The sequence below is a fragment of the Modestobacter sp. KNN46-3 genome (genome assembly GCF_011039295.1).
Genome location: NZ_JAAKGN010000031.1, coordinates 1 through 23,973 on the forward strand (window position 1 = coordinate 1; position 23,973 = coordinate 23,973).

Genomic DNA, 23,973 nt, shown 5'->3' on the forward strand with positions numbered 1-23,973 from the left:
CGCCGACCTGTACGAGTGGTGGACGCTCAACAGCGACTTCACCGGCTGAGGTCGGCACCGTGCGAGCTCCCGGACCCGAGCCGCGCTCGGCGGAGGACGTCGACGAGGCCGTCTACGACGTGGTCGAGGCGATCCCGCCGGGGCGGGTGAGCACCTACGGCGCGATCGGGCGCCTGGTCGGGGTGGGACCGCGCCGGGTCGCCCGGGCGCTGTCCGCCGGTGGCGCGGCCGTGCCCTGGCACCGGGTGGTGCGCGCCGACGGGACGGCGGCCGAACCGGTCCGGGTGCGGCAGCTGGAGCTGCTGGTCGGGGAGGGGGTGCCGCTGCGCGGTGCCCGGGTCGACCTGGCCGCCGTGGGCTGGCCGGACGAGGTCTGAGCCGGACGGCCTGAGCCGGACTGTCGTACCCCCGTGGTCTCATCTGGGTGTGCGGGGGGAGGCGGGCAGTCAAGCGGTGGTCACGACCGAGTCGTCGGCGGGTGTCGCGGGGCCGGTGTACCGGCTGGTGCAGCCGGAGCCGGAGCCGGTGGTCCGCCCGCAGCTCGACCCGACCCAGCAGGCGGTGGTCGACCACCGGGGTGGTCCGCTGCTGGTCCTGGCCGGCCCCGGCACCGGGAAGACCACCACGATCGTCGAGGCGGTCGCCGCGCGGATCGACGCCGGCGCCGACCCCGAGCGGCTGCTCGTGCTCACCTTCAGCCGCAAGGCCGCGGCCGAGCTGCGCACCCGGATCACCGCCCGGGTCGGACGCACCATCCGGGAGCCGGTGGCCCGCACCTTCCACTCCTACGCCTTCGGGGTGCTGCGCCGGGCGGCGGTCCTGCGCGGTGAGCCCGCCCCGCGGCTGCTGACCTCTGCGGAGCAGGACGCCGTGCTGGCCGAGCTGCTGCGCGGCGACGCCGACGAGGAGGGCGCCGTCCGCTGGCCCGCCGAGCTGGCCGCCGCGCTGGGCACCGACGGCTTCCGGGACGAGCTGCGCGAGCTGCTGCTGCGGGCCACCGAACGGGGCATCGACAGCCGGCGGCTGTCCGCCTGGGGGCGTGAGCGCGGGCTGCCGCACTGGGAGGCCGCCGCGGACTTCCTCCGGCAGTACCAGGACGTCTCGTACTTCGCCACGGTCGCCCGTGGCGGCGCCTCCGGCTACGACCCGGCCGAGCTGGTCCGCACCGCCATCGACGAGCTGCGCGACGACCCGGAGCTGCTGCGCACCGAGCGGGAGCGGGCGGGCTGGCTGTTCGTCGACGAGTACCAGGACACCGACCCGGCGCAGGTCGAGCTGGTCGAGCTGCTCGCCGGGGGCGGGGGTGACCTGGTCGTCGTCGGCGACCCGGACCAGGCGATCTACGCGTTCCGTGGCGCCGAGCCGCGCGGGATCATCGACTTCCCGAGCCGCTTCCGGCACCGCGACGGCCGGCCGGCCGACCGGCTCTCCCTGGGCGTCTGCCGCCGTTCGGGCGCCGAGCTGCTCGCCGTCAGCCGGCGGGTCGCCGAGGGGCTGCCGGGGCCGTGGGAGCACCGCCGGCTGCAGGCGGGGGAGCGCACCGCTCCCGGCACCGCCGAGGTGCACGTCTTCGACTCCCCGTCCACGGAGGCCGCCTTCCTCGCCGACACGATGCGCCGCGCGCACCTGCTGGACGGCGTGCCGTGGTCGCAGATGGCGGTCGTGGTCCGGTCGGCCACCGCCGGCCTCGGCCCGGTCCGCCGGGCGCTGGGCCAGGCCGGGGTGCCGGTCGCCGTCTCCGCCGACGACGTCGCGCTCGCCGGTCAGCCCGCCGTCCAACCGCTGCTGGCCGCGCTCACCGCGCTGCTGCCGGCCGCGGCCGACACGGCTGCGGACGCCGAGCCGCCGGCGGAGACCGGGCTGGACGAGCCCGGCGCCGAGGCCCTGCTCGCCTCCCCGCTGGGTGGGGCGACGGTGCTGGACCTGCGGCGGCTGCGCCGGGCGGTCCGCCGCGAGCTGGCCACCCGGGGTGAGGACCCGGCGGTCCGGGGGGCGCCGCTGGCGGCGGTGCTGGCCGACGCCACGCTGCTCGACGCACTGCCCGAGCACCTGGCCCGGCCGGCGCTGCGGGTGGCCCGGGTGCTGTCGGCCGGCCGGCTCTCGCTGGCGGCCGACGGGAGCGCCGAGGACGTCCTGTGGGCGATGTGGCAGGCCAGCGGGCTGGCCAACAGGTGGGCCCGGGCCAGCGCCGCCGGGGGCCCCTCGGGTGCGGTGGCCGACCGCGACCTGGACGCCGTCGTCTCGCTGTTCGACGCCGCCGCCGGCTTCGTCGACCGCCTCCCGCACGCCACCGTGGCCGCGTTCGTGCAGCACCTGGGCGCCCAGCAGCTGCCCGGTGACAGCGGTGCCGCGCGGGCACCGATGGGGGAGACGGTGCGGCTGCTCACCGCCCATGCGGCCAAGGGCCTGGAGTGGGACCTGGTCTGCGTCGCCGGGGTGCAGGAGGGGATCTGGCCCGACCTGCGCAGCCGGGTCAGCCTGCTCGGCGCCGAGGACCTGGTCGACGCCGCCGGTGGCACCGACCCGGCCACCCTGGACCGGCGCACCCAGGCGATGGCCGAGGAGCGGCGGTTGTTCTACGTGGCCTGCACCCGAGCGCGGCGCCGGCTGCTGGTCACCGCCGTCGACGGCGCGCTGGACGGCGGTGACGCCGGGGCGACCGCCTCACGGTTCCTGGACCTCGTGGCGCCGGCCCCGGCCGAGGGGGACGGCGCGCGCCCGCACACCCCGCTGCCCCGGCAGCTGACCCTGCCCGCGCTCGTCGCCGAGCTGCGCCGGCACCTCACCGACCCGCACACGCCGCCGGCCCGCCGGAGCAGCGCTGCTGCCGTGCTGCGCCGGCTGGCCGCGGAGCGGGTGCCCGGGGCAGACCCGGCCGGCTGGTGGGGGCTGGCACCGCTGTCGGACGACGCACCGCTGGTCGACCCGGCCGAGGTGGTGCCGGTGCGGCCCTCGGCGATCGACACCTTCCAGCGGTGCCCGCTGCGCTGGGTGCTCGGCGCGGTCGGTGCGGAGGCGGCCCCGGAGGCCACCCGCACGGTGGGGTCCGCGGTGCACGACGTGGCCCAGCAGGTGGCCGAGGGGCTGCCGCCCGCCGACGCCCCCGCCGTGCTGGACACCGAGCTCGACGGGCTGGACCTGGGTCCGGGCTGGTTCGACCAGCGCCAGCGGGAGCGGGCCCAGGAGATGCTGACCAAGTTCCTGGCCTGGCACACCCGCGCCGACCGGGAGCTGATCGCCGCGGAGGAGGACTTCGACGTCACGGTCGGCCGGGCCCGGCTGCGCGGGCAGGTCGACCGGCTGGAACGCGACGCCGAGGGGCGGCTGGTCGTCGTGGACCTGAAGACCGGCAAGACCGCGCCCCGGGCCGTGGAGGAGCACGGGCAGCTGGCGGCCTACCAGCTCGCCGTCACCGAGGGCGCCTTCGCCGAGCACGGCACCGCCACCGGCGGTGCGGCGCTGCTGCAGGTGGGCGGCGCGCAGAAGGCGGCCAAGGAGCACGTGCAGCCGCCGCTGCCCGTCGACGTCGACCCGCGGCAGAGCTGGGCGGGCGAGCTGATCGCCGAGGTCGGCGCTGGGATGGGAGCGGGGGAGTTCGTGGCGCGCACCGACACCGACTGCGAGCGGTGTGCCTTCCGCCGCAGCTGCCCGATGCAGGAGTCCGGCCGGCAGGTGACCCGATGACGCCTTCTGCCGGCTCTTCCCGGCCCCGTCCCGGGTTCCCTCGCGAGCTCGCGAGCGGAGGGGAGGACGGGGTCCTTCAACAGCTCAGCTTCGACCTCCCGGGCATGGTGCCGGTCGCCGCGCCGGAGCCGCCGCGGCTGCTGACCCCCGCCGAGACCGCCGCCCGCAGCGGCGTCGGCCACTCGCCGTCCCCGGAGCAGGCCGGCGTGGTCGCCGCTCCCGTCGACCGGCCGCTGGTGGTGGTCGCCGGCGCCGGTTCGGGGAAGACCGAGACGATGGCGGCCCGGGTCGCCTGGCTGGTCGCCAACCAGCTCGTCGCGCCGGAGGCGGTGCTCGGCCTGACCTTCACCCGCAAGGCGGCCAGCGAGCTCAACGCCCGGGTGCGCAAGCGGCTGGCCGCGCTCGCCGAGCACCCGGACACCGACCCGGCGCTCCGGGAACGGCTCGCCGTGGCGGCACCGACGGTGGCGACCTACCACGGGTACGCGGCCAGCATCGTCGCCGAGCACGGGCTGCGGATCGGCGTCGAGCCCGGGTCCGGCGTGCTCGGGCCGGCCATGTGCTGGGGCCAGGCGGCGACCGCCGTGGCCGCGCACACCGGCGACATGAGCGACGTCGCCCTGGGCCTGGTCACCACCACCGAGGACGTGCTCCAGCTCGCCGCCGAGCTGGGGGAGCACGACATCACCCCGGACGCCCTGCGGGCCTGGACGGCGCGGTTCGAGTCCCAGCTGCGCGGCTACGCAGACGCCGGGCGGAAGAAGGGGCCCTACGCGGAGGTGCTCAAGCTGGTGGCCCGGCAGCGGGCCCGGGTCGCCCTGCTGCCGATGGTCGAGGCGTTCCAGGCGCGCAAGCGTGCGGCCGGGGCCATCGACTACGCCGACCAGGTGTCCCTGGCCGCCCGGGTCGCCGTCAGCTCCGCCGAGGTGGGCCGGCGGGAGCGCGCCCGGTGGCGGGTCGTGCTGCTGGACGAGTACCAGGACACCAGCGTCGGTCAGCTGCGGATGCTGGAGGCGCTCTTCGGCGGCCCGGGCGGCCACCCGGTGCTGGCCGTGGGTGACCCGCGGCAGTCCATCTACGGCTGGCGGGGCGCCTCGGCCGGGACGATCGAGCGGTTCGCCCGCACCTTCCCCGGCACCCCCGAGCGCCCGGCCGAGCGGCTCACCCTGTCCACCAGCTGGCGCAATGACCAGGCGGTGCTGGCCGTGGCCAACACGGTGGCCGCCGCGCTGCCCGAGCCCGAGCAGCCGCTGCCGGACCTCCAGCCCTCCCCGGTCGCCGGTCCGGGTGCGGTGCACTGCGGGCTGTACGACACGGTCGCCGAGGAGACCGAGGCGCTCGCCGACCGGCTCGAGCAGTGCTGGAAGGGCTCCGAGGACGCCGCGCCGGGGGCTCCCGCGGCGCGGCCGACGGTCGCCGTGCTCGCCCGGCGCCGGGCCCAGCTGCCCGGCATCGCCGCCGCACTGCGCGCCCGTGGCCTGCCGGTCGAGGTCGTCGGGCTGGGTGGGCTGCTGGACGTGCCCGAGGTCTCCGACGTGGTGGCCACCCTGCGGGTGCTGGTCGACCCGAGCGCCGGGGACGCGCTGGGCCGGCTGCTCACCGGCGCCCGCTGGCGGATCGGGCCGCGTGACCTGGCGGCGCTGGAGGCGCGGTCCCGGGCGCTGGTCCGGGAGCGCCGCACGCCGTCCCCCGAGCCGGTCGAGGAGGGCACCCCGCCGGCGGCCGGCGCCCCGGCGAGCCCGGTCCTGCCGCGGGAGCGCGGGAGCATCGTCGAGGCGCTCGACGACCTCGGCCGCCCCGACGCGTACTCGCCCGAGGGGCACCGGCGGCTCCGGCGGCTGGCCAACGAGCTGTCCGGGCTGCGCTCCCGGCTGGGTGAGTCGCTGCCCGACCTGGTCGACGAGGTGGTCCGCAGCCTCGGCCTGGAGACCGAGCTGGCCAGCCACCCGGACGTGACCCCCGGCGGCGCCCGCACGCACCTGGACGCACTGCACGAGGTCGCCGCCGAGTTCTCCGAGTTGGCCGAGCTGCCGTCGCTGCCGGCCTTCCTCGGCTACCTCGCCGACGCCGAGGTGCGGGAGCGGGGCCTGGAGCCGGGTGAGGTGGCCGTCAACCCGGAGGCGGTCCAGCTGCTGACCGGGCACTCGGCGAAGGGCCTGGAGTGGGACGTCGTCGCGGTGCCCGGGATGACCGTGGGGCAGTTCCCCGCCAAGGGCGACGCTTCCGACTCCTGGATCCGCGACCCCGGCGCGGTCCCGGTCGACCTGCGGGTCACCGACCGCGCCGAGCTGCCGCGGCTGCACCTGCCGGTCCCCGGTTCCGGTGACCAGGCCGCGGTCCGCGACGCCCTGGCCGACTACGTCGAGGAGTGGAAGGACTTCGGGCTGGCCGAGGAGATTCGGCTCGGCTACGTGGCGGTGACCCGGGCCAAGCACCTGCTGCTGTGCTCGGGCAGTTGGTGGCGCGACGGCAAGACCGTCTGCGGGCCGTCGTCCCTGCTGCTGGCGGTCAAGGGCGCCTGCGAGGACGGCGCCGGTGTCGTCGACGCGTGGGCCGAGCCCCCGGCGGACGACGCGGAGAACCCCGCCCTGGCCGAGTGGCCGGTGGGCGTCTGGCCGGCCGACCCGCTGTCGACCGGCCGCCGCCGGTCGCTCACCGCCGCCGCCGACCTGGTCGCCGGCACCGAGCCGCACCCGCTGACGACGGAGGCGCTCGGCGCGACCGACGACCCGCTGGTCGCCGAGTGGCTGCGGGACGCCGACCTGCTGCTGCGCGAGCGGGCCGAGCACTCCCGCGGCACCGTCGACGTCCCGCTGCCCGCCCACCTGTCGGTCTCCGCGCTGGTCGCGCTGCGCCGCGACCCCGGTGAGCTGGCCCGCCGGCTGCGTCGGCCGATGCCGGCCGCGCCGGCACCGCTGGCCCGGCGGGGCACCGCCTTCCACGCCTGGCTGGAGGAGCGCTTCGGTGCTGCCCGGCTGATCGACCTGGACGAGCTGCCCGGCAGCGGCGACGCCGGCGCGGCCCCCGACGCCGCGCTCACCGCGTTGCAGGAGGCCTTCCTGGCCGGGGAGTGGGCAGACCGCCAGCCGGTGGACGTCGAGGCGCCGTTCGAGACACCGCTGGGGCCGCTCACCCTGCGCGGCCGGATCGACGCCGTCTACGCCACGCCCGACGGTGGCTTCGAGGTCATCGACTGGAAGACCGGCCCCGTGCCGGGGGCCGCCGAACTCGCTGCCGCCGGCGTCCAGCTGGCCGCCTACCGGCTCGGCTGGTCCCGGCTGACCGGCGTGCCGGTGGAGCGGGTCAGCGCCGGCTTCCACCACGTCGCCGCCGGGGTCACGCTGCGCCCGGTCGACCTGCTCGACGAGGACGGCCTGCTCGCCCTCGTCACCGGGCGCCCGGCCGGCTGAGGGTGCGCGCGGCTCGGTGCCTCACGCGGCCGGCCTCGCCCTCCGGGCCGGGAGCGTCCCGCTCGTCGCGGACGGTCGACGGAGCCAGCGGTGCGCCGGACAGGTGCGCGGCCTCAGCGATCTTGTAGCCCGCGATGGGCACGGTGAACAGCTGCAGGGCGATGGCGACCAGGAGGGTCACCACCGCCGACACCCCCGGCGCGAGCACGACCACGCCGAAGAGCACGCAGACCAGCCCGAGGCTCGCCGCCTTGGTGGCTGCGTTGGCCCGGTTGTAGACGTCCGGCAGACGCACCAGGCCGACCCCCGCTGCGCCGATCAGCAGGACGCCGATGATCGCCAGGCCCTGGCCCAGCACGCTCTGCAGGGTCATCGGGACCGCTCCGCGACCAGCCGCGCGAACGCCACCGTGGAGAGGAAGCCGACCAGCGTCGCGACGAGGACCAGGTCCAGCAGCGCCGGTGTGCGCAGCCGCACGGCCAGCACGGCGATGCCGGCGACGACGACGACGAAGCCGTAGTCGACGGCCAGCGCCCGGTCGGCGTCGGTGGGTCCGGCCCACAGCCGCCAGGTGGCGACCAGCAGGCACAGGGCCAGCACGACGAGTGCTCCGTCCAGCACGAACACCGCTCAGCTCCGGCGGTCGTCGTCGGGGGCCCGGTCCTCGGGCTGCTCGGTCACCGGCCGCCAGGCAGTCAGCATCTGGTCCTCCAGGTCGCTCAGTTCGGCGCGGAACGCGTCCGGGTCCCCGGCGTGCATCCCGTGCACGGTCAGCAGCCGCCGTTCCCGGTCCAGTTCGATCGGCAGCGTGCCGGGGGTCAGGGCGATCAGGCTCATGAACGACGCCACCTCGAACGGTGTCCGGCTGCGCACCGGGATCACCACCACGGCCGGCGCCACCTGGAGCCCGGGGGTCAGGACCTCCCGGGCGACCGCGAGGTTCGCGCGCAGGAACCGGAGGAGGAACTGCACGGCGAAGGCGGTGACCCGCCAGGCACGCAGGGCACCGCGCTGCGGCAGCGAGGCCGGCCCGGCCCCGGGGTGGGCGCTCATCGCCCGGTCACCGCCGCCACCCAGGCAGCGGGGTCGGCCAGGTCGGCGCCGGCCACGGTGCTGAGCGAGAGCAGCGGCTCGGCCCAGAGCCCGAGCACGACGGCGGCCGCGGCCAGGAACAGCGGCGGGGCCAGCACCAGCGGCCGCACCCGGCTCCCGAGGGCGCTGGCCACCGGAGAGGCACCGCCGTCCGCGGCCGAGGCCTCGCCGGGCTCCGCGTCCCCGTCCCCGCCGGGCTGCTCGGCGGGCGGCTCCCAGAAGACGCCGTTCCACAGCTTCACCATGGACAGCAGGGTCAGCAGGCTCACCCCGACGAGGAGGGCCACGGCCAGGTACTGCCCCGCCGCGGCGGCCGCCGAGGCCAGCCCGAGCTTGGCGACGAACCCCGACAGCGGTGGGATGCCCGCCAGCGTGAGCGCGGAGACCGCGAAGACGCCGGCCAGCAGCGGTTCCCGCCGGGCCAGGCCGCCGAGCCGGTCGAGGTCGCCGGTGCCGTAGCGGTGCTCCACCACCCCGGCGCACATCAGCAGGGCCGTCTTGACCAGCACGTACTGGACCAGGAAGAACACCGTGGCGCTCAGCCCGGCGGCCGTGGACAGGGCCAGCCCGACGAAGACGTAGCCGATCTGGCTCACCATGTGGAAGGTGAGCACCGGCCGCATCGCATGCTCGCCGACCGCGCCCAGCACGCCGACCACCATGGTCAGCAGGGCGACGGCCATGATCACCCAGAGGTACCGCGGTGTGCCCCCGTAGACGACCGAGTACAGCCGGATGACCGCGTAGACGCCGACCTTGGTGAGCAACCCCGAGAAGAGCGCGGCGACCGCGGGGCCGGTCCGTGAGTAGGTCTGCGGCAGCCAGCCGTGCAGCGGGACGACCGCCGACTTCACGCCCAGCGCGAGCAGCACGACCGCCCCGGCGAACCCGACGGCCGGCGACGACTCCGCGGCGTCGGCCAGCTCACCGAGGTTCACGGTGCCCGCGACGCCGTAGAGGAGACCGACCCCGGCGAGCAGGACGGTGGAGGCCATCAGGCTGATGCTCACGTACAGCCGGGCGGCGGCCAGCCGCTCGGCCCCGCCGCCCGCCGCGAACAGCAGGTAGCTCGGCACGAGCATGACCTCGATGAAGACGAACAGGTTGAACAGGTCCGCGGTGAGCGCTGCGCCGGAGACCCCGGCCAGCAGGACCAGCACGATCGGGACGAACGCCGGGTCCTCGTCCTCACCGAGGGCCGCGGCGAAGGGCAGCGAGACGAGCACCAGCAGTGAGGTGACCGCCAGCATCACCGCGCTGAAGGTGTCCGCGGCGAAGACGATCGCGATGCCCGGCTGCCAGCCACCCAGCTGGAGCACGGGCACCGCACCGTCCGACGTCGCGACCAGCAGGGACCCGGCGAAGACCAGCACCCCGCCGGCGGCGGCCGGCCCGGCCACCCGGTCCAGCCGGGTGGTGTGCGGCCACAGGTGGTGCACGAGGGCCAGCAGGCCGGCCACCAGCAGCGGCCCGGCGACGGGTAGGACGAGGAGGCCGCCGGTCACGACGGCCCACCCTCGGTGCGCTGGTCGGCGGCCTCGCCGCCCCGGTCCGCGTCCTCCCCGGGGAACGGGTCCCCGGTCGTCGCACCCGGGTCGCCCGCCCGGGCCAGGGCGAGCATGTACACGGTGATCCCGAAGGTGATGACCACCGCGGTCAGCACGAAGGCCTGGGGCAGTGGGTCGGCGGCTCGGTCGGCGTCGGCCTCCCCGAGCAGGGGGACCCCGCGTCGCTGCATGCCGCCGGCGGAGACCAGCAGGACGTTCACCGCATGCCCGAGCAGCACGAAGCCCAGGACGACGCGGAGCAGCCCCCGGCGCAGCAGCAGGAAGACCCCGGCGGCCACCAGGAGGCCCACCAGGAGCGCGGCGGTCACGGCGCCCGCTCCGGGACCCGACCGGCGACCAGGGGACCGACGGCCGCGGAGCTGGTGCTCGGCGGGTCCGGTTCGTCGTCGTCGGCGAGGGCCGGGTGCTCCAGCCGCGTGACGGCGGCCGCGAGGAGGCCCAGCACCAGCAGGTAGACGCCGAGGTCGAACAGGAACGTGGAGCCGATCCCGAGAGCGTGCAGCAGCGGGAGCTCGACCGGGGTCAGGAACGCCTCGCCCTGCACGGTGGGCAGTGCCCCGATGGCCACGGTGAGCACCAGGCCGGCGCCGGCGAGCCGGTCCGGCCGGGTCAGCCGGCCCAGCAGGGTGTCCGGCCCGGAGGTCAGCTGGCTCAGTGCGATCGCGGCCCCGGCGACCAGGGCGGCGATGAAGCCACCGCCGGGCTCGTCGTGCCCCCGCCAGAGCAGGAAGGCCGAGAGCGCGAACATGCCCGGCACCAGCACCCGGCTGCTGACCTCGAGCACGGCGTCCCGCCGGTGGCCGGCCGGCGTCCCCGGCGCGGGGGCGCGGCGCCGCTCGGAGCGGCCGAGGACCAGGGCCGTGCCCAGCGCGGTCGTGCCCAGCACCACGGCCTCGCCGAGGGTGTCCAGGCCCCGGTAGTCGACCAGGATCGTGTTGACGACGTTGGTGCCGCCGGTCTGTTCCTCCGTGGAGGTCAGGAAGTGCTCCCCGACCGAGGAGAGCTCCCGCCGACCGGTGAACGCGAGGGTGGCCAGCGCCGCGGCCACGCCGGCGCCCAGCGCCAGCGCCGCGGCCGGGGCGGCCTCGCGCCGCGGGGTGCGCACGAGCCGGCCCGGGACGTCCCGCAGCACCAGGACCGCCACCACTGCCGTCATCACCTCGACGAGCATCAGGGTGAGCGCGACGTCGGGCGCGCCGGCGAGCAGGAACCACGTCGCCACCAGCAGGCCGGTGACGCCGACCAGGCCCACCGCCGCCATGGTCGAGCCGGTCAGCACCGCGGCGAGCACCACCACGGTCAGCAGCGCTGCGACCACCCAGTCGAGGGGGCGGTCGGTGTCGGCGCGGCCGGGCAGTCCGCCCACGAGGACGGTCCCCACGACCGCCAGCGCGACCAGCGCCACCAACGGGCGGCTGAGGTGGGCGGCAGGGGAGGAGGTGCGTTCCGGCCCGCCCACCACGTGCCCGAGCGCGATCACCCCGTCGTGCGCCCGGTCGAACAGCCGCCCGGCGTCGGGGAGGCGGAGGCGCTGCAGGGACCGGTCGACGGGGGCGCGGAACGCGAACAGGACCAGGCCGAGCACGATCGTCAGCGCGGACATGGCCAGTTCCGGGCTGAGCCCGTGCCAGAAGTACACCTCCGGGGGGTCCCCGGCCGGGGCGACGTCGCGGGCGGCCGAGACGATCATCGGGCTCAGCACGCTGACCGCGGGGCCGAGCAGCAGGCCGAGCCCCGCGGCGACGGCCCCGGGCAGCAGGAAGGCGGCCGGGGGCTCGGAGACCTCGGCGTGCTGTTCGGAGCCACCGAAACCGCCGTGCACGATCCGGGCGGCGTAGGCGAACGTCAGCACCGACGCCGTGACGCCGAGGGCCAGGGCCACCGGTCCGGCCCACGGGGCGCCCTCGGCCTCGAGCAGCCCCATGAACAGGTACTCCTTGCTCACGAAGCCGAGCATCGGGATGACCCCGGCCAACGAGAGGGCGGCCAGCACCGTCGTCGCCGCGGTGACCGGCATGGCCCGCCACATGCCGGAGAGCTCCCGGATGTCGCGGGTCCCGGTCTCCTCGTCGACGATCCCGGCGAGCATGAACAGGGTCGCCTTGAACAGCGCGTGGGCGAAGGTGTGCAGGACGGCGGCCGCCAGTGCCTCCGGCGTCCCGACGCCGATGACGGCGACCAGCAGGCCCAGCTGGCTCACCGTCGAGTAGGCGAGGATCCCCTTCAGGTCGTTCTCGCGCAGGGCCAGGAACGCCCCGGTCACCGCCGTCAGCAGGCCGACGCTGATCAGCGCCGTGGACCACGCGGCCTCGTCGGCGAACAGCGGCGAGAAGCGCAGCAGCAGGTAGATGCCCGCCTTGACCATCGTCGCCGAGTGCAGGTAGGCGCTCACCGGCGTCATGGCCACCATCGCGCCGGGCAGCCAGGAGTGGAAGGGCAGCTGGGCGGACTTCGTGCACGCCGCCAGGACGAGGAGACCCCCGATCGGCCAGGCCAGCCCGGAGTCCAGCACCCGGTCGGGCTCGGCGAGGATCGTCGCCAGGTCCGTCGTCCCGGCGGCGACCGTGAGCAGCACCACCGCGGCGAGCAGCGCCAACCCGCCGGCCGCGGTGACCAGCAGGGCCTGCCGGGCCGGACGGGCAGCGGCGGCCCCGGCGGTGGAGATCAGGAAGAAGGAGCAGACCGTGGTCAGCTCCCAGAAGACGTACAGCAGCACCACGTCGGCGGCCAGGACGAGGCCGAGCATGCTGGTCGCGAAGAGGGTCAGCAGCAGGTAGACGGTCCCGTGCGGCTCGTCGTCGCCGAGGTAGCCGGGGCAGTACGCCATGACCAGGGCGCCGACGCCCAGCACGATGAGGCAGAAGACGCCGGCGACCCCGTCCAGCCGCAGCGAGAGCGAGACGCCCAGCGACGGCAGCCACTCCCACGACGCGGTCTCCGTCCGGCCGTCCAGCACCCGCGGGGCGGCCGAGGCGAGCAGCGCCCCGACCGCCAGGTAACCGACGGCCAGCGGGTAGCCGGTGGTGCGGCCCAGACGCCGGGCCAGCAGCGGCGCGGCCGCGGCGAGCGCGAGCATGCCCAGCAGGGCGAGGGCGAGGAGCACCGGTCAGTCGTCACCCGGGCAGGTGCCCGCTGCAGCAGCTGGGCGCGGCGGCACGGTCACGCGGTCGCGACTACCCGAGCCCGTTCCGTGCCAACCCGGCGCCTGCGGTCGGGCCGCTCGCCGCGCCCCGGGCGATCCGGTCCAGCACCGCCCGGGCGAGGTCCTCGGGTGCCTGCTCGGGGACCCAGTGGCTGACCCCGGGCAGCTCCACGAAGCGGTAGTCGCCGGTGACCTGGTCCGCGCACGCCTCCGCGGCGATCCGGCCCACGGCCACGTCGCCGTCGCTCCACACGTACGTCGTCGGCACCTCCACCGGGTCGACCCGGGTCGCCGAGCTCATCGCCCGGTACCAGTTCAGTGCTGCGGTCAGCGCACCCGGCGCGGACAGCTGCCGCACGTAGACGTCGACCGCCTCGGCGGGCACGCCCGGTGCGTCGAGCATCCGCCGCAGTCGTCGGGCGTCGTCGGCGAGCAGCACCTCCTCGGCCTTGCCGGCCTGCCAGAAGAGCTTGATGTAGGCCGACCGCTCCTTCTGTTCCGGATCGGCACGGAAGGCCAGCGTGTAGGCCGTCGGGTGCGGCACCGAGACGGCGGTCAGGGTGCGGACCCGGTCGGGGTGCCAGCCGGCCAGGCCCCAGGCCACGTTGGCGCCCCAGTCGTGCCCGACGACGTCGGCGACCGGCACGTCCAGGGCGGTCATCAGGTCCGCGGTCACCTGGACCAGGTTGGTCAGCGCGTAGGCGTCCACCTCCCCGGGACGGGCGCCGGGGGAGTAGCCCAGCTGGTCGGGTGCGTAGGTGCGCAGCCCCGCCTCGGCGAGCAGCGGGGTCACCGCCGACCAGCTCAGCGACGTCTCCGGGAAGCCGTGCAGCAGCAGCACCGGCGGACCGTCCTCCGGCCCGTCCGTCCGCACGTCGAAGGTCAGGTCGCCCACGTCCACCTGCAGCATCCCCACGGCCATGCAGGCAACCTAGCCCGGCACCCGCCCGGTCGCGTCGGCGCGGCGGGATACCGTCCACGGCGTGAGCAGCTCCGCCGAACGCGACTTCGTCACCGCCCACCTCGACGACCTGCACGCCGACCTGGACGCCTGGTTGCGGATCCCGTCGATCTCGGCCGACCCGGCACACGCCGGCGACGTGGCCGCCAGTGCCGAGTGGCTGGCCGACGCGCTGCGCCGCACCGGCTTCCCGACCGTGGAGGTCTGGCCGACCGAGGGCGCGCCGGCCGTCTTCGCCGAGTGGCCCTCGGCAGACGCCGGGGCGCCGGTCGCCCTGGTCTACGGCCACCACGACGTCCAGCCGGTCGACCCCCCGGAGCTGTGGGAGCACCCGCCCTTCGAGCCCACCCGGGTCGAGGGCCCCGACGGCCCCGAGCTGCACGCCCGCGGTGCCATCGACGACAAGGGCAACGTCGCGTTCCACCTGCTCGGCATGCGCGCCCACCTGGCCGCCACCGGCCGGGAGACCCCCGCCGTCACGGTGAAGCTGCTCATCGAGGGCGAGGAGGAGTCCGGGTCGCCGTACTTCGCCGACCTGCTGCGCGCCCACACCGACCGGCTGGCCTGCGACGTCATCGTGGTCAGTGACACCGGCATGGCCGCCCCCGACGTCCCCAGCGCGGTCACCGCCATGCGCGGGCTCGCCGACGCCGAGATCACCCTCCGTGGACCCTCGGTCGACCTGCACTCGGGCTCCTTCGGTGGCGCGGTGCCCAACCCGCTGCACGCCATGGCCGAGCTGTTGGCCTCGCTGCACGACGAGTCGGGGCGGGTCACCCTGCCAGGCTTCTACGACAAGGTGCGGCCGCTGACCGACCGCGAGCGCGAGCTGATGGGCCGGGTGCCGTTCGACGAGCAGGCGTGGCTGGCCGGCCCGGCCGCCTCCCGCGTGGCCACCGGCGAGGCGGGCTTCACCACCCTGGAGCGGGTCGGCGCGCGCCCGACCGCCGAGGTCAACGGCATGTGGGGTGGGTACACCGGCCCCGGCCACAAGACGATCGTCCCCGCCGAGGCGCACGCCAAGGTGACCTTCCGGCTCGTCGCCGACCAGGTGCCGGCCGACCTCGGGGAGCAGGTGCACGCCTGGGTGCAGGCGAACACCCCCGCCGGCATCGAGGCCGACGTCCACGTGCCGGCCGGAGGGGTCGCCCCGTGCCGCAGCGACATCGACCACCCGGCCATGGACGCGCTGCTGCGCTCGATCGGGCAGGCCTTCGACACCGACGCCGACCAGGTGTTGTTCACCCGCGAGGGCGGCAGCGGCCCGGAGGCCGACCTGGCCGGCATCCTCGGCGCCCCGCTGCTGTTCCTCGGCGCCGGGCTGCCCACCGACCGTATCCACTCGCCGAACGAGCGGGTGCTGCTGCCGATGCTGTACCGCGGCGCCGAGGCCGCCGCCCACCTGTGGCGCGAACTGGCCACCGTCCCGTTCCCGGCGCGCTGAGCGCCGGGGGAGGGCACCGACGATGAGCGGGCCGAGTCCCGGGCTGGCCGGGCAGTCGACCGGTCAGGGCAGCGCGCCCCCGGCCGGCTGGTACCCCGACCCGGACGGCGCCTCGGGGCTGGTCCGCTGGTGGAACGGACTGACCTGGTCCGACGTCACCACCCCGGCCGGCCCGGGGGTCACCGTCGGGCGGCCGTTCGAGGCCCCGCCGGCGCAGGACCCGCCGTCCTCCTGGGACTCCTGGGCGAGCCCCGAACCGGCCCGGCCGCGCCGCAACCCGCTGCTGCTCGGGCTGGGCGGGTTCCTGCTGGTGCTCGTGCTGGTGCTGGCCGGGCTGCTGATCGGGAGCTCCGGGACCGATCCGGAGCCGGACGACGAGGCCCCGGTGGCCGCAGCTGCCCCGGCGCCCGGCCAGGAGTTCCCGCCCGGGACGGTGCGGATCATCGACGAGGCCGCCGGCATCTCCTACCCCTTCCTCGGCGCCGGCTGGTTCGAGTGGGACCGCGGCGTGCAGCTGGAGATGGCTGCGGTCGCCGGCCAGTACTTCGTCACCCAGGACGACCTGCCCGGCGCGAGCGGGGTCTTCATCGCCCAGTGCACCTCGGGGCCGCTCGCCCCCTTCTACGGGTGGGCCGGCCCCGCCACCCTGCAGTCCACGGCCACCGCCGTGGCCGACTCGGTGCGCTCCCGCTACTACCCGGAGCCCAACGAGCGCGAGGTCCGCCGCGACGAGGCGGTGACCGTCGACGGGGCGGCGGCCTGGGTCGTCGAGTTCGACCTCACCTGGGACGCCGAGGGCTACGACGCCAGCGGCGAGCGAGCCGCGCTGCTGCTGGTCGACGTCGGCCGGCCCGCGCCCGCGCTGCTCTACCTGTCCGTCCCGAACACGCACGCCGAGCTGTACGGGGCCATCGACCGGGTGCTCGCCGATGTCGACGTGCTGTGACGGCCGTGGTCCTCCGGGCCGGACTGCGGCCAGGTGGCGTGCGCCGACCGCGCTGAGCCGGCCCCGGGTCGCCTGCCCGGCCGACCCGGGTGGCACTGGCCCGGCCGGGGGAGCTCGGCCGTCCCCGTCTGCGGCGTGTCGTCCGGCGCGGTTAGGGTCGGTGGCGTGACAGCAGCTGGGCCCGACCTGACCCTGCGGCACCCGGTGGAGCGCTTCACGCTCGACAACGGGCTGCGGGTCGTCCTCGCGCCGGACCGGAGTGTCCCCGTCGTCGCCGTCAGCGTCTTCTACGACGTCGGCATGCGATCCGAGCCGCCGGGCCGCACCGGCTTCGCGCACCTCTTCGAGCACATGATGTTCCAGGGCTCGGCGAACGTGCCGAAGATGGAGCACGCCCGCCTCGTCCAGGCCGCCGGCGGCACCTTCAACGGGTCGACCCACCAGGACTACACGAACTACTTCCAGGCCCTGCCCGCCGAGGCGCTGGAGCGGGCGATCTTCCTGGAGGCCGACCGGATGGCGGCCCCGGCGATCACCGAGGAGAACCTCCGCAACCAGATCGACGTGGTCAAGGAGGAGATCCGGGTCAACGTGCTGAACCGGCCCTACGGCGCGTTCCCCTGGCTGCAGCTGCCGGAGATCGCGTTCGAGAGCTTCGCCAACACGCACGACGGCTACGGCTCCTTCGTCGACCTCGAGTCCTCCACCGTCGACGACGCCGCGGACTTCTTCTCCCGCTACTACGCCCCGTCCAACGCGGTGCTCTGCATCGGCGGTGACCTGGACCCGGCCGAGACCGAGGTGCTGGTCCGCCGCTGGTTCGACCCGGTCCCCTCCCGCCCGGCCCCGCCGGCACCGGTCGTCGGCGAGCCCTCGCCCACCACGGTCCGCCGCGGTGTGGTCGAGGACCGCCTGGCGCCTGCGCCGGCCGTGGCGATCGGCTGGCGGGTGCCCGACCCGGTCGGTGACCTGGACACCTACCTGGGCACCGTGCTGCTGGCCGAGCTGCTCAGCGAGGGCGACGCCTCCCGGCTCGAGCGCCGGCTGCTGCACACCGACCGGCTCGCGGTGGCGCAGAGCACCTACCTCGGCCTCTTCGGTGACCCCTTCGACGTCCGGGACGCCACGTTGCTGGTCAGCCAGGTGCACCACCCGGCCGACGTCCCGGTCGACCGGGTGCTCACGGCGGTGCACGAGGAGGTCGACAAGGTCGCCACCGACGGCGTCCCCGCCGACGAGCTGGCCCGGGTGACCGCACGCACCGAGGCGCAGCTGCTCCAGCAGGCCGACTCCGTGCTCGGCCGCACGCTCGGGTTCGCCTCCGCCGAGCTCATCCACGGCCGGGCCGAGCTGGCCGGCGAGCTCGCCGCCCGGCTGGCCGCGGTCACGCCCGACCAGGTGCAGGCGGCGGCCCGCGGGCTCTCGCCGGACACCGCCGCCGTCCTCGAACTGCGCGCGACCGGAGGAGCAGCCCGATGAGTGCCCCCGTGCTGGACCTCTCGCTGGTGCCGCCGCTGGGCGAACCACGGCCCGCCGTGGCGCCCGAGGTGCACCAGACCACGCTGCCGAACGGGCTGCGGCTGGTCGTCGTCCCGCGGCCGGGCGTGCCGCTGGTCGAGCTCCGGCTGCGGGTGCCCTTCGCCGCGTCCGCCCCGCGGTCGGCGGCCACGCACGCGGCCCGCACCGCGCTGCTGGCCAGCGCCGTGCTGCTGGGCACCGCCCGGCACGACCAGCTGGAGATCGCCCAGCTGCTGCAGACGCACGGTGGCGAGCTGTCGGTCTCGGCGGACGCCGACCGGCTGCTGTTCTCCACCACGATCCTCCCCGACGGGCTCGGCGCCGTCCTGGACGTGCTCGCCGAGCTGCTCACCGCGCCGACCTACCCGGCGGGTCCGGTCGACGCCGAGCGAGCCCGGGTGGGGGAGCGCATCCTCATCGCCCGGTCCCAGCCCGGTGTCATCGCCCGGTCGGCGCTGGCCGCCCGCCGGTTCGGCGCGCACCCGTACGCCCAGCAGCTGCCCGCGGCCGAGCTGGTCGCGGCGGTCACCCCGGCGGCGCTGCGCAAGCTGCACCGGGAGCGGGTCCTGCCCGCCGGCAGCACGCTCGTGCTGGTCGGCGACGTCGATCCCGCCGCGGCGGTCGACGCCGTCGGCACCGCCTTGGCCGGCTGGGTCGCCGAGGGCAAGGCGGTCGCGGCCGCGCCGGTGCCCACGCTCGCCCCCGCCCCCCTGGAGCTGGTGCACCGGGCCGGCGCGGTGCAGTCCAACGTGCGGCTGGGCGGACCGGCGCCGGGCCGCACCGACCCGCAGCTGCCCGCGCTCCGGTTGGCCAGCATGGTCTTCGGTGGCTACTTCTCCTCCCGGCTGGTGGAGAACATCCGCGAGCGCCGGGGTTACACCTACAGCCCGCGCAGCTCGGTCGAGCACCTGATGGCCGGCTCGTCGTTCACCGTGGAGGCCGACGTCGCCACCGGCGTCACCGGCCCCGCCCTGCTCGAGACCGTGTACGAACTGGGCCGGATGGCGCTGACGCCGGTCACCGAGGCCGAGCTCGACTCCGCCCGCCGGTACCTGCTGGGCACGCTGGCCCTCGGGACGGCGACGCACGCCGGGCTCGCCAGCACGCTGTCGGCGCTCTTCGGTGCCGGTCTGTCCGCCGACTGGCTCGCCGAGCACCAGCAGGCGCTGGCCGCGGTGACCGTCGAGGAGGTCACCGAGGCCTCCCGGCGGTGGCTGTCGCCGGCCGGGCTGACCGCGGTCGTCGTCGGGGACGCCGAGGAGGTCGCCGACCAGCTGCGCGTGCTCGGCCCGATCGAGGTCACCGCCCCGTCCGTCGAGCCGGTGCCCGAGTCGCTCGCGTGAGCGTCCCACCCGGCGGCAGCACCCCGGCCGACAACCCGCCGCCGCCGGCCCGCGGTGACTGGCCGGAGGACCGGCACGCCGGCGCGGTCACCGAGGTCCCGCTGCTGTCCCGCACTGCCCACGACCGGGGCCACCTGGCCCGGTCGCTGCCCGACCCGGCGCAGGGCCGCCCCGTCCGCGTGCTGCGCGTCGACGAGCGGCGCACGGCGCCGGTGCACGAGGGGCCGGCCGGCCCGGAGCTGGTCTACGAGGAGCAGCTCGCCTGGCCGGAGGACGCCATCTACCTCGGTGAGGCCGACGGCGTCGCGTACGGCGCGCTCCGGACCCCGCGCTCGCTGACCGTGGGCGGCCGGCCGGTCGACTCCTGGGCCGGACTGCGCGAGGTCGGTGGCGCCCTCGGCGACCTGGACGCGGGCCTGCTGGTCCAGGCGGTGGGCATCATCGAGTGGCACGAGCGCAACCGGTTCTCCCCGATCACGGGTGCGGCGACCACGATCGAGCGCGCGGGCTGGGTGCAGCGCGACCCGGACAGCGGCCGCGAGGTGTTCCCGCGCACCGACCCCGCGGTGATCATGCTGGTGCACGACGGGGGAGACCGGTGCGTGCTGGGCCGGCAGGCGGTCTGGCCGGCGGGCCGGTTCTCGATCCTGGCCGGCTTCGTGGAGCCGGGTGAGTCCGCCGAGGCCGCGGTCGCCCGCGAGGTCGCCGAGGAGGTCGGCATCGCCGTCACCGACGTCCGCTACGTCTCCAGCCAGCCGTGGCCGTTCCCGCAGTCGCTGATGCTCGGCTTCGTCGCCCGCGCGACGAGCGAGGAGCTGCGGATCGACCACGACGAGATCGAGGAGGCGCGGTGGTTCAGCCGGGAGGAGCTGCGCTCGGGCACCGGCCCGCAGGCGCTGCCCCCGACGGTCTCGATCGCCCGGCACATCATCGACCGCTGGGTGGCCGGCGAGTTCAGCTGACCGACAAGCGGCCCTGCAGGAAGAGGGCCGGCCGGGCGGCGTGGTCGGCGAGGACCACGGCGTCGGCCAGCGCCATCGGGTCGACCTCGTCGTCGTAGCGGTCGAAGGCCGGCAGCTCCCAGGCCCGGTCGGCGGGCGCCCGCCGCCGTCGGGCGGCTGGGCTGACCCGCAGGTGGACGACGACGTCGAACGCCAGCCCCAGCCCCTGCAACAGCGAGCCCGGCACGAGCAGCACCCCACCGGCGGGGGCGGGTCGGTACTCGGCCCGGGCGGCCCGGTCCCGTTCGAGGTCCCACAGCGCGGGCAGGTGCTCCCCGGTGCCACGGGGGCCGCACCGGTCCAGCACCTCACGGGCCAGGGCGGCGGCGTCCAGCCAGTCGCTGTACCGGGCGTCCGGGTCGGTGCGACCGTGCTCCAGTCGCAGCGAGGCGGGTCGGTAGAAGCCCTCGGCCGGGACCACGACCGCCGGTCGGCTCAGCGTGGGCAGCCGCTCGGCCACGGCGTCGGCCAGCACCTGCGGACCGGTCGTGCCCGGCGCGCCGGGGAGCTCCGGCCCGTCGACGGCGACCCGGAGTGAGGTGGCGCCGGGTTCGGGCGGCAGCCGCGACAGCAGCTCGGCCAGCCGGTCGGCCAGCGCGTCGGGGGAGAGCGGGAGCGGAGCAGTCAGCTGGGGGCCCCGGAGACGGCGTCGCGCGCGGAGAGGGCGTCGAGCACCTCCGCGGCGAGTTCCGCGGCCGGCCGGCCCTGGGACCTGGCCCGCCCACGCAGCTCCTCGAACGCCTCCCGGGGGCTGCTGCCGTGCCGCTCCGCCAGGACGCCGATGGCCCGTTCGATCGAGACCCGGGCGGCCAATGCGTGCTCCAGCTGGGAGACGGTGCGCCGCAGCGCGGTGATCTCCTCGTCCCGAGGGTCGGCACACCCGCTGGCGGTAGGGGCCGGTGGACCGGCCGTCCGGGCCGCCCGCCGCGCCTGTCGGTCCGGCTCCGGCGTGGTGCCGAGTTCGCCGGCCACGAGGTCGGCCAGGGTCATCGCCTCGACCAGCGCCAGCCCGTCGACCATCTCGCCCCAGCCCCCGCCGGAGTCGCCGACCGGCCCCTCCGGCGCGCCCCCGAGGGGGTGCAGGGGGCTGAGCACCGACCAGCCGCGCCTCGTGCGGACCACGACGGCCGCGGGCCCTCCGGACGGGCTCAGCAGGACGTCGGTCGGCAGCGCGACCGCCACCGGCCGGCTTCCGGCCAGCGACGGCCCGGTCATCGGCTCCATCTCGGCCTCTCTCGGTGCCGGGGCTCGGTCGGCGGGAGACGATCCGCAGCTCCCGGGTGGACGATCATCGCCCCCGGAGGCCACGGACCAGCGATCACGCGCCGGGCAGCTGCGCGAGCTGGGCCTTCACCTGGTCGATGCTGGGGTTGGTGAGCGCCGAGCCGTCGGCGAAGACCAGGGTCGGGACGGTGCGGTTGCCCCCGTTGGCCTGCATGACGATGTCGGCAGCGCCCTCCTCGACCTCGATGTTGACCTCGGCGTAGTCGATCCCGTCGCGGTCCATCAGCTTCTTCAGGCGCATGCAGTAGCCACACCAGTTGGTGGTGTACATCGTGACCGCGGCCGTCGGAGTGCTCATCGGGTGGATCCTCCCTCGTGTGTCCCCCGGGAGGCCACCCGGGGAGGGTGGCCCTGGGCCCGGGGCCTGCCGCTGGCGGAACGCGCCGGGCCTGGGGATCCTTCCCCCGGCCGTCGGAGGCTGCTGGGAGGATCGGGTCGTGGCGATGCAGCGGGTCGAGGACGAGCGGGGCACCGCCGAGGGGCCGACCGGGCCGGAGGCCGTGCTCGCGGGCCTGGACGAGCAGCAGCGGGCAGCGGCCGAGGCGGTGCGCGGGCCGGTGTGCATCCTCGCCGGCGCCGGGACGGGCAAGACGCGCACCATCACCCACCGGATCGCCTACGGCGTGCACCTGGGTGAGTACGTCCCGGAGCAGGTGCTGGCGGTCACCTTCACCGCCCGGGCGGCCGGCGAGCTGCGCGGCCGGCTGTCGGCCCTGGGCGTGGGCGGCGTCCAGGCCCGCACCTTCCACGCCGCGGCGATGCGCCAGCTGCGGTACTTCGCGCCGCGCGTGCTCGGCGGGCCCATGCCCGAGCTGATCGAGAACAAGCTGCGCGTCGTCGCCGGTGCGGCGACCCGGGCCCGGTTGACCACCGACCGCACCAGCCTGCGTGACCTGGCCGGTGAGATCGAGTGGGCGAAGACGACGCTGGCCACCCCGGAGGACTACCCGGCCCGGGCCGCGGCCGCCGCACGCGACCTGCCCTTCGACGCCGCCGCCGTCGCCGAGGTGTACCGCGGGTACGAGTCGGCCAAGCAGCGCGACGGCGCCCTGGACTTCGAGGACCTGCTGCTGGTCACCGCCTACGCGATCGAGGAGCACCGCGACGTCGCCCGCGAGGTCCGCGCCCAGTACCGGCACTTCGTCGTCGACGAGTACCAGGACGTCAACCCGCTGCAGCAGCGGCTGCTGGACGCCTGGCTCGGCGGTCGCGCCGAGGTCTGCGTGGTCGGCGACCCCAACCAGACGATCTACTCCTTCACCGGCGCCGACCCGGAGTACCTGCTGGGCTTCGCCGACCGCTACGGCGACGCCGAGGTGGTCAAGCTCGAGCGCGACTACCGGTCCACGCCGCAGGTCGTCGGGCTGGCGAACAAGCTGATCGGCCAGGCACCGCCCCGCAAGGGCCTGCCCGGGCTGCGGCTGCTGGGCCAACGGGCCGAGGGGCCGGCCCCCGCGTTCGTCGAGCACCCTGACGAGCCGGCCGAGGCCGCCGCGGTGGCCCGCGCCTGCCGGGAGCTGGTCGACGGTGGGCTGCCGGCCAGCGAGATCGCCGTGCTGTTCCGGATCAACGCCCAGTCGCAGGTGTACGAGTCCGCACTGGCCGACCTCGGCGTCCCCTACGTGCTCAAGGGCGGGGAGCGGTTCTTCGAGCGGCCGGAGATCCGCGAGGCGGTGCTGCTGCTGCGCGGGGCGGCGGCCGGCGGGAACGACCCCGGGGCGCTGGTGCCCGCCGTCCGGGACGTGCTGGCCTCCACCGGCTGGGTGGAGCACCGGCCACCGCCCGGCGGCACCGCGCGCGACCGGTGGCAGTCCCTGGCCGCGCTGGTCGACCTCGCCGTCGACCTGGTGGCCGAGCAGCCCACGCTGGACCTGGCCGGTTTCGTGGCGCACCTGGCCGAGCGGGCCAGCGCCCAGCACGCCCCCACGGTCCAGGGGGTGACGCTGGCCTCGATGCACGCGGCCAAGGGCCTGGAGTGGGACGCCGTGTTCGTCGTCGGGCTGGTCGACGGCGTGCTCCCGATCGCCCAGTCGCAGTCCCGCCCCGAGGCGGTGGAGGAGGAGCGCCGGTTGCTCTACGTCGCGGTCACCCGGGCCCGCGAGCAGCTCACGCTGTCCTGGTCGCTGGCCCGCAACCCCGGGGGCCGCCGCTCCCGGCCACGCAGCCGGTTCCTCGACGGACTGGCGCCGGACGCGGCTGCCGCGCCCCGCCGTCCGGCCAAGCGGCCGAAGGTCGTCCTGGAGGGCGAGGCGGGGGAGTTGTTCGAGAGGCTGCGGGCCTGGCGCAGCACCGCAGCCGAGGCCGCGTCGGTGCCGGCGTACGTCGTCTTCACCGACGCCACGCTCCAGGCGATCGCCGAGACCCGTCCCACCACGGCGCGCGAGCTGTCGGCGCTGCCCGGTGTGGGGGCCCGCAAGCTCGACCTCTACGGCGCCGAGGTGATCGCCACCGTCGAGGGGGGACACGGCTCCGACCAGGGCGAACACACCTCCTGAGGAATCTCGGTTAATCCGGTTGACCCGTCTCCGGGAGCTCCCCTAGCCTTCGTTCCACCGCCTGGGAGTGATCCAGGACGCACCA

Annotated in this window: 19 protein-coding genes; 9 read left to right on the top strand and 10 right to left on the bottom strand. The window is 76.0% G+C overall.

Annotated features, from left to right (window positions below; genetic code table 11):
* The first annotated feature begins 59 nt into the window (after positions 1-59).
* The 3 genes from G5C62_RS09370 (at position 60) to G5C62_RS09380 (ending at position 7,094) form a co-directional block, all read left to right on the top strand.
* Positions 60-377: an MGMT family protein gene (locus tag G5C62_RS09370; protein ID WP_164700772.1), complete on the top strand. Its 318-nt coding sequence runs from the start codon at positions 60-62 to the stop codon at positions 375-377.
* Positions 378-453: 76 nt separating this feature from the next.
* Entirely contained in the window at positions 454-3,684 is a 3,231-nt protein-coding gene (locus G5C62_RS09375) for an ATP-dependent DNA helicase (RefSeq protein ID WP_206330552.1), read from the top strand.
* A 104-nt stretch (positions 3,685-3,788) separates the two neighbouring features.
* Positions 3,789-7,094: an ATP-dependent DNA helicase gene (locus tag G5C62_RS09380; protein ID WP_164700773.1), complete on the top strand. Its 3,306-nt coding sequence runs from the start codon at positions 3,789-3,791 to the stop codon at positions 7,092-7,094.
* On the opposite strand, the gene mnhG is transcribed toward G5C62_RS09380, so the two are convergent.
* From mnhG to G5C62_RS09415, 7 genes are all read right to left on the bottom strand, one after another.
* The gene (gene mnhG, locus G5C62_RS09385; RefSeq protein ID WP_164700774.1) at positions 7,072-7,467 is read right to left on the bottom strand and encodes a monovalent cation/H(+) antiporter subunit G; all 396 of its coding nucleotides are present in this window, start codon (positions 7,465-7,467) and stop codon (positions 7,072-7,074) included. The two genes, G5C62_RS09380 and mnhG, sit on opposite strands and share 23 nt — an antisense overlap.
* Entirely contained in the window at positions 7,464-7,721 is a 258-nt protein-coding gene (locus G5C62_RS09390; RefSeq protein WP_036340351.1) for a monovalent cation/H+ antiporter complex subunit F, read from the bottom strand. Before G5C62_RS09390 ends, mnhG begins: the two co-directional genes overlap by 4 nt.
* 3 nt (positions 7,722-7,724) lie before the next feature.
* Positions 7,725-8,147 (bottom strand): Na+/H+ antiporter subunit E, encoded by a 423-nt coding sequence (locus tag G5C62_RS09395; RefSeq protein ID WP_164700775.1) that lies wholly within the window; start codon positions 8,145-8,147, stop codon positions 7,725-7,727.
* Positions 8,144-9,691: a monovalent cation/H+ antiporter subunit D family protein gene (locus G5C62_RS09400; RefSeq protein ID WP_164700776.1), complete on the bottom strand. Its 1,548-nt coding sequence runs from the start codon at positions 9,689-9,691 to the stop codon at positions 8,144-8,146. Before G5C62_RS09400 ends, G5C62_RS09395 begins: the two co-directional genes overlap by 4 nt.
* Positions 9,688-10,062 (bottom strand): sodium:proton antiporter, encoded by a 375-nt coding sequence (locus G5C62_RS09405; protein ID WP_164700777.1) that lies wholly within the window; start codon positions 10,060-10,062, stop codon positions 9,688-9,690. The genes G5C62_RS09400 and G5C62_RS09405 overlap by 4 nt, the downstream gene beginning before the upstream one ends.
* Entirely contained in the window at positions 10,059-12,857 is a 2,799-nt protein-coding gene (mbhE, locus tag G5C62_RS09410) for a hydrogen gas-evolving membrane-bound hydrogenase subunit E (protein ID WP_206330553.1), read from the bottom strand. The genes G5C62_RS09405 and mbhE overlap by 4 nt, the downstream gene beginning before the upstream one ends.
* Before the next feature lie 70 nt (positions 12,858-12,927).
* Positions 12,928-13,818: an alpha/beta fold hydrolase gene (locus G5C62_RS09415; RefSeq protein ID WP_164700778.1), complete on the bottom strand. Its 891-nt coding sequence runs from the start codon at positions 13,816-13,818 to the stop codon at positions 12,928-12,930.
* Positions 13,819-13,879: 61 nt separating this feature from the next.
* On the opposite strand from G5C62_RS09415, the gene G5C62_RS09420 reads away from it, so the two are divergent.
* The 5 genes from G5C62_RS09420 to nudC all read left to right on the top strand — a co-directional run bounded on the left by G5C62_RS09420 (position 13,880) and on the right by nudC (position 20,070).
* A complete protein-coding gene (locus G5C62_RS09420) occupies positions 13,880-15,301 on the top strand; it encodes a M20/M25/M40 family metallo-hydrolase (RefSeq protein ID WP_164700779.1) in 1,422 nt (473 codons plus the stop codon).
* Between the two features lie 22 nt (positions 15,302-15,323).
* Positions 15,324-16,247, top strand: a complete 924-nt coding sequence (locus G5C62_RS09425; RefSeq protein ID WP_164700780.1) for a DUF2510 domain-containing protein — start codon at positions 15,324-15,326, stop codon at positions 16,245-16,247.
* A 165-nt stretch (positions 16,248-16,412) separates the two neighbouring features.
* Complete coding sequence (locus G5C62_RS09430) at positions 16,413-17,726, top strand: pitrilysin family protein (protein ID WP_164700781.1); 1,314 nt, start codon at positions 16,413-16,415, stop codon at positions 17,724-17,726.
* Complete coding sequence (locus tag G5C62_RS09435; protein WP_164700782.1) at positions 17,723-19,108, top strand: pitrilysin family protein; 1,386 nt, start codon at positions 17,723-17,725, stop codon at positions 19,106-19,108. The genes G5C62_RS09430 and G5C62_RS09435 overlap by 4 nt, the downstream gene beginning before the upstream one ends.
* Entirely contained in the window at positions 19,105-20,070 is a 966-nt protein-coding gene (nudC, locus tag G5C62_RS09440; RefSeq protein ID WP_036340333.1) for an NAD(+) diphosphatase, read from the top strand. Before G5C62_RS09435 ends, nudC begins: the two co-directional genes overlap by 4 nt.
* Here the strand turns inward: nudC and G5C62_RS09445 are convergent.
* The 3 genes from G5C62_RS09445 to G5C62_RS09455 form a co-directional block, all read right to left on the bottom strand.
* On the bottom strand, positions 20,063-20,584 hold the full coding sequence (locus G5C62_RS09445) for a uridine kinase (protein WP_231558522.1): 522 nt from the start codon (positions 20,582-20,584) through the stop codon (positions 20,063-20,065). The two genes, nudC and G5C62_RS09445, sit on opposite strands and share 8 nt — an antisense overlap.
* A 149-nt stretch (positions 20,585-20,733) precedes the next feature.
* Entirely contained in the window at positions 20,734-21,324 is a 591-nt protein-coding gene (locus G5C62_RS09450) for an ANTAR domain-containing response regulator (RefSeq protein ID WP_164700783.1), read from the bottom strand.
* A 103-nt stretch (positions 21,325-21,427) separates the two neighbouring features.
* Complete coding sequence (locus G5C62_RS09455; RefSeq protein WP_036340330.1) at positions 21,428-21,691, bottom strand: mycoredoxin; 264 nt, start codon at positions 21,689-21,691, stop codon at positions 21,428-21,430.
* A gap of 145 nt (positions 21,692-21,836) precedes the next feature.
* Here G5C62_RS09455 and G5C62_RS09460 point away from each other — a divergent pair, with 145 nt between their 5' ends.
* Complete coding sequence (locus tag G5C62_RS09460; RefSeq protein ID WP_164700793.1) at positions 21,837-23,888, top strand: ATP-dependent DNA helicase UvrD2; 2,052 nt, start codon at positions 21,837-21,839, stop codon at positions 23,886-23,888.
* Positions 23,889-23,973: the final 85 nt, after the last annotated feature.

Bases quoted from the DNA above. Each gene is read 5' to 3' on its own strand.
- G5C62_RS09380 (WP_164700773.1), top strand. From the start codon at position 3,789: ATGGTGCCGGTCGCCGCGCCGGAGCCGCCGCGGCTGCTGACCCCCGCC.
- G5C62_RS09460 (WP_164700793.1), top strand. From the start codon at position 21,837: ATGCAGCGGGTCGAGGACGAGCGGGGCACCGCCGAGGGGCCGACCGGG.
- mnhG (WP_164700774.1), bottom strand. From the start codon at position 7,467: ATGACCCTGCAGAGCGTGCTGGGCCAGGGCCTGGCGATCATCGGCGTC.
- G5C62_RS09450 (WP_164700783.1), bottom strand. From the start codon at position 21,324: ATGACCGGGCCGTCGCTGGCCGGAAGCCGGCCGGTGGCGGTCGCGCTG.
- G5C62_RS09435 (WP_164700782.1), top strand. From the start codon at position 17,723: ATGAGTGCCCCCGTGCTGGACCTCTCGCTGGTGCCGCCGCTGGGCGAA.
- G5C62_RS09455 (WP_036340330.1), bottom strand. From the start codon at position 21,691: ATGAGCACTCCGACGGCCGCGGTCACGATGTACACCACCAACTGGTGT.
- G5C62_RS09415 (WP_164700778.1), bottom strand. From the start codon at position 13,818: ATGGCCGTGGGGATGCTGCAGGTGGACGTGGGCGACCTGACCTTCGAC.
- G5C62_RS09425 (WP_164700780.1), top strand. From the start codon at position 15,324: ATGAGCGGGCCGAGTCCCGGGCTGGCCGGGCAGTCGACCGGTCAGGGC.
- G5C62_RS09395 (WP_164700775.1), bottom strand. From the start codon at position 8,147: ATGAGCGCCCACCCCGGGGCCGGGCCGGCCTCGCTGCCGCAGCGCGGT.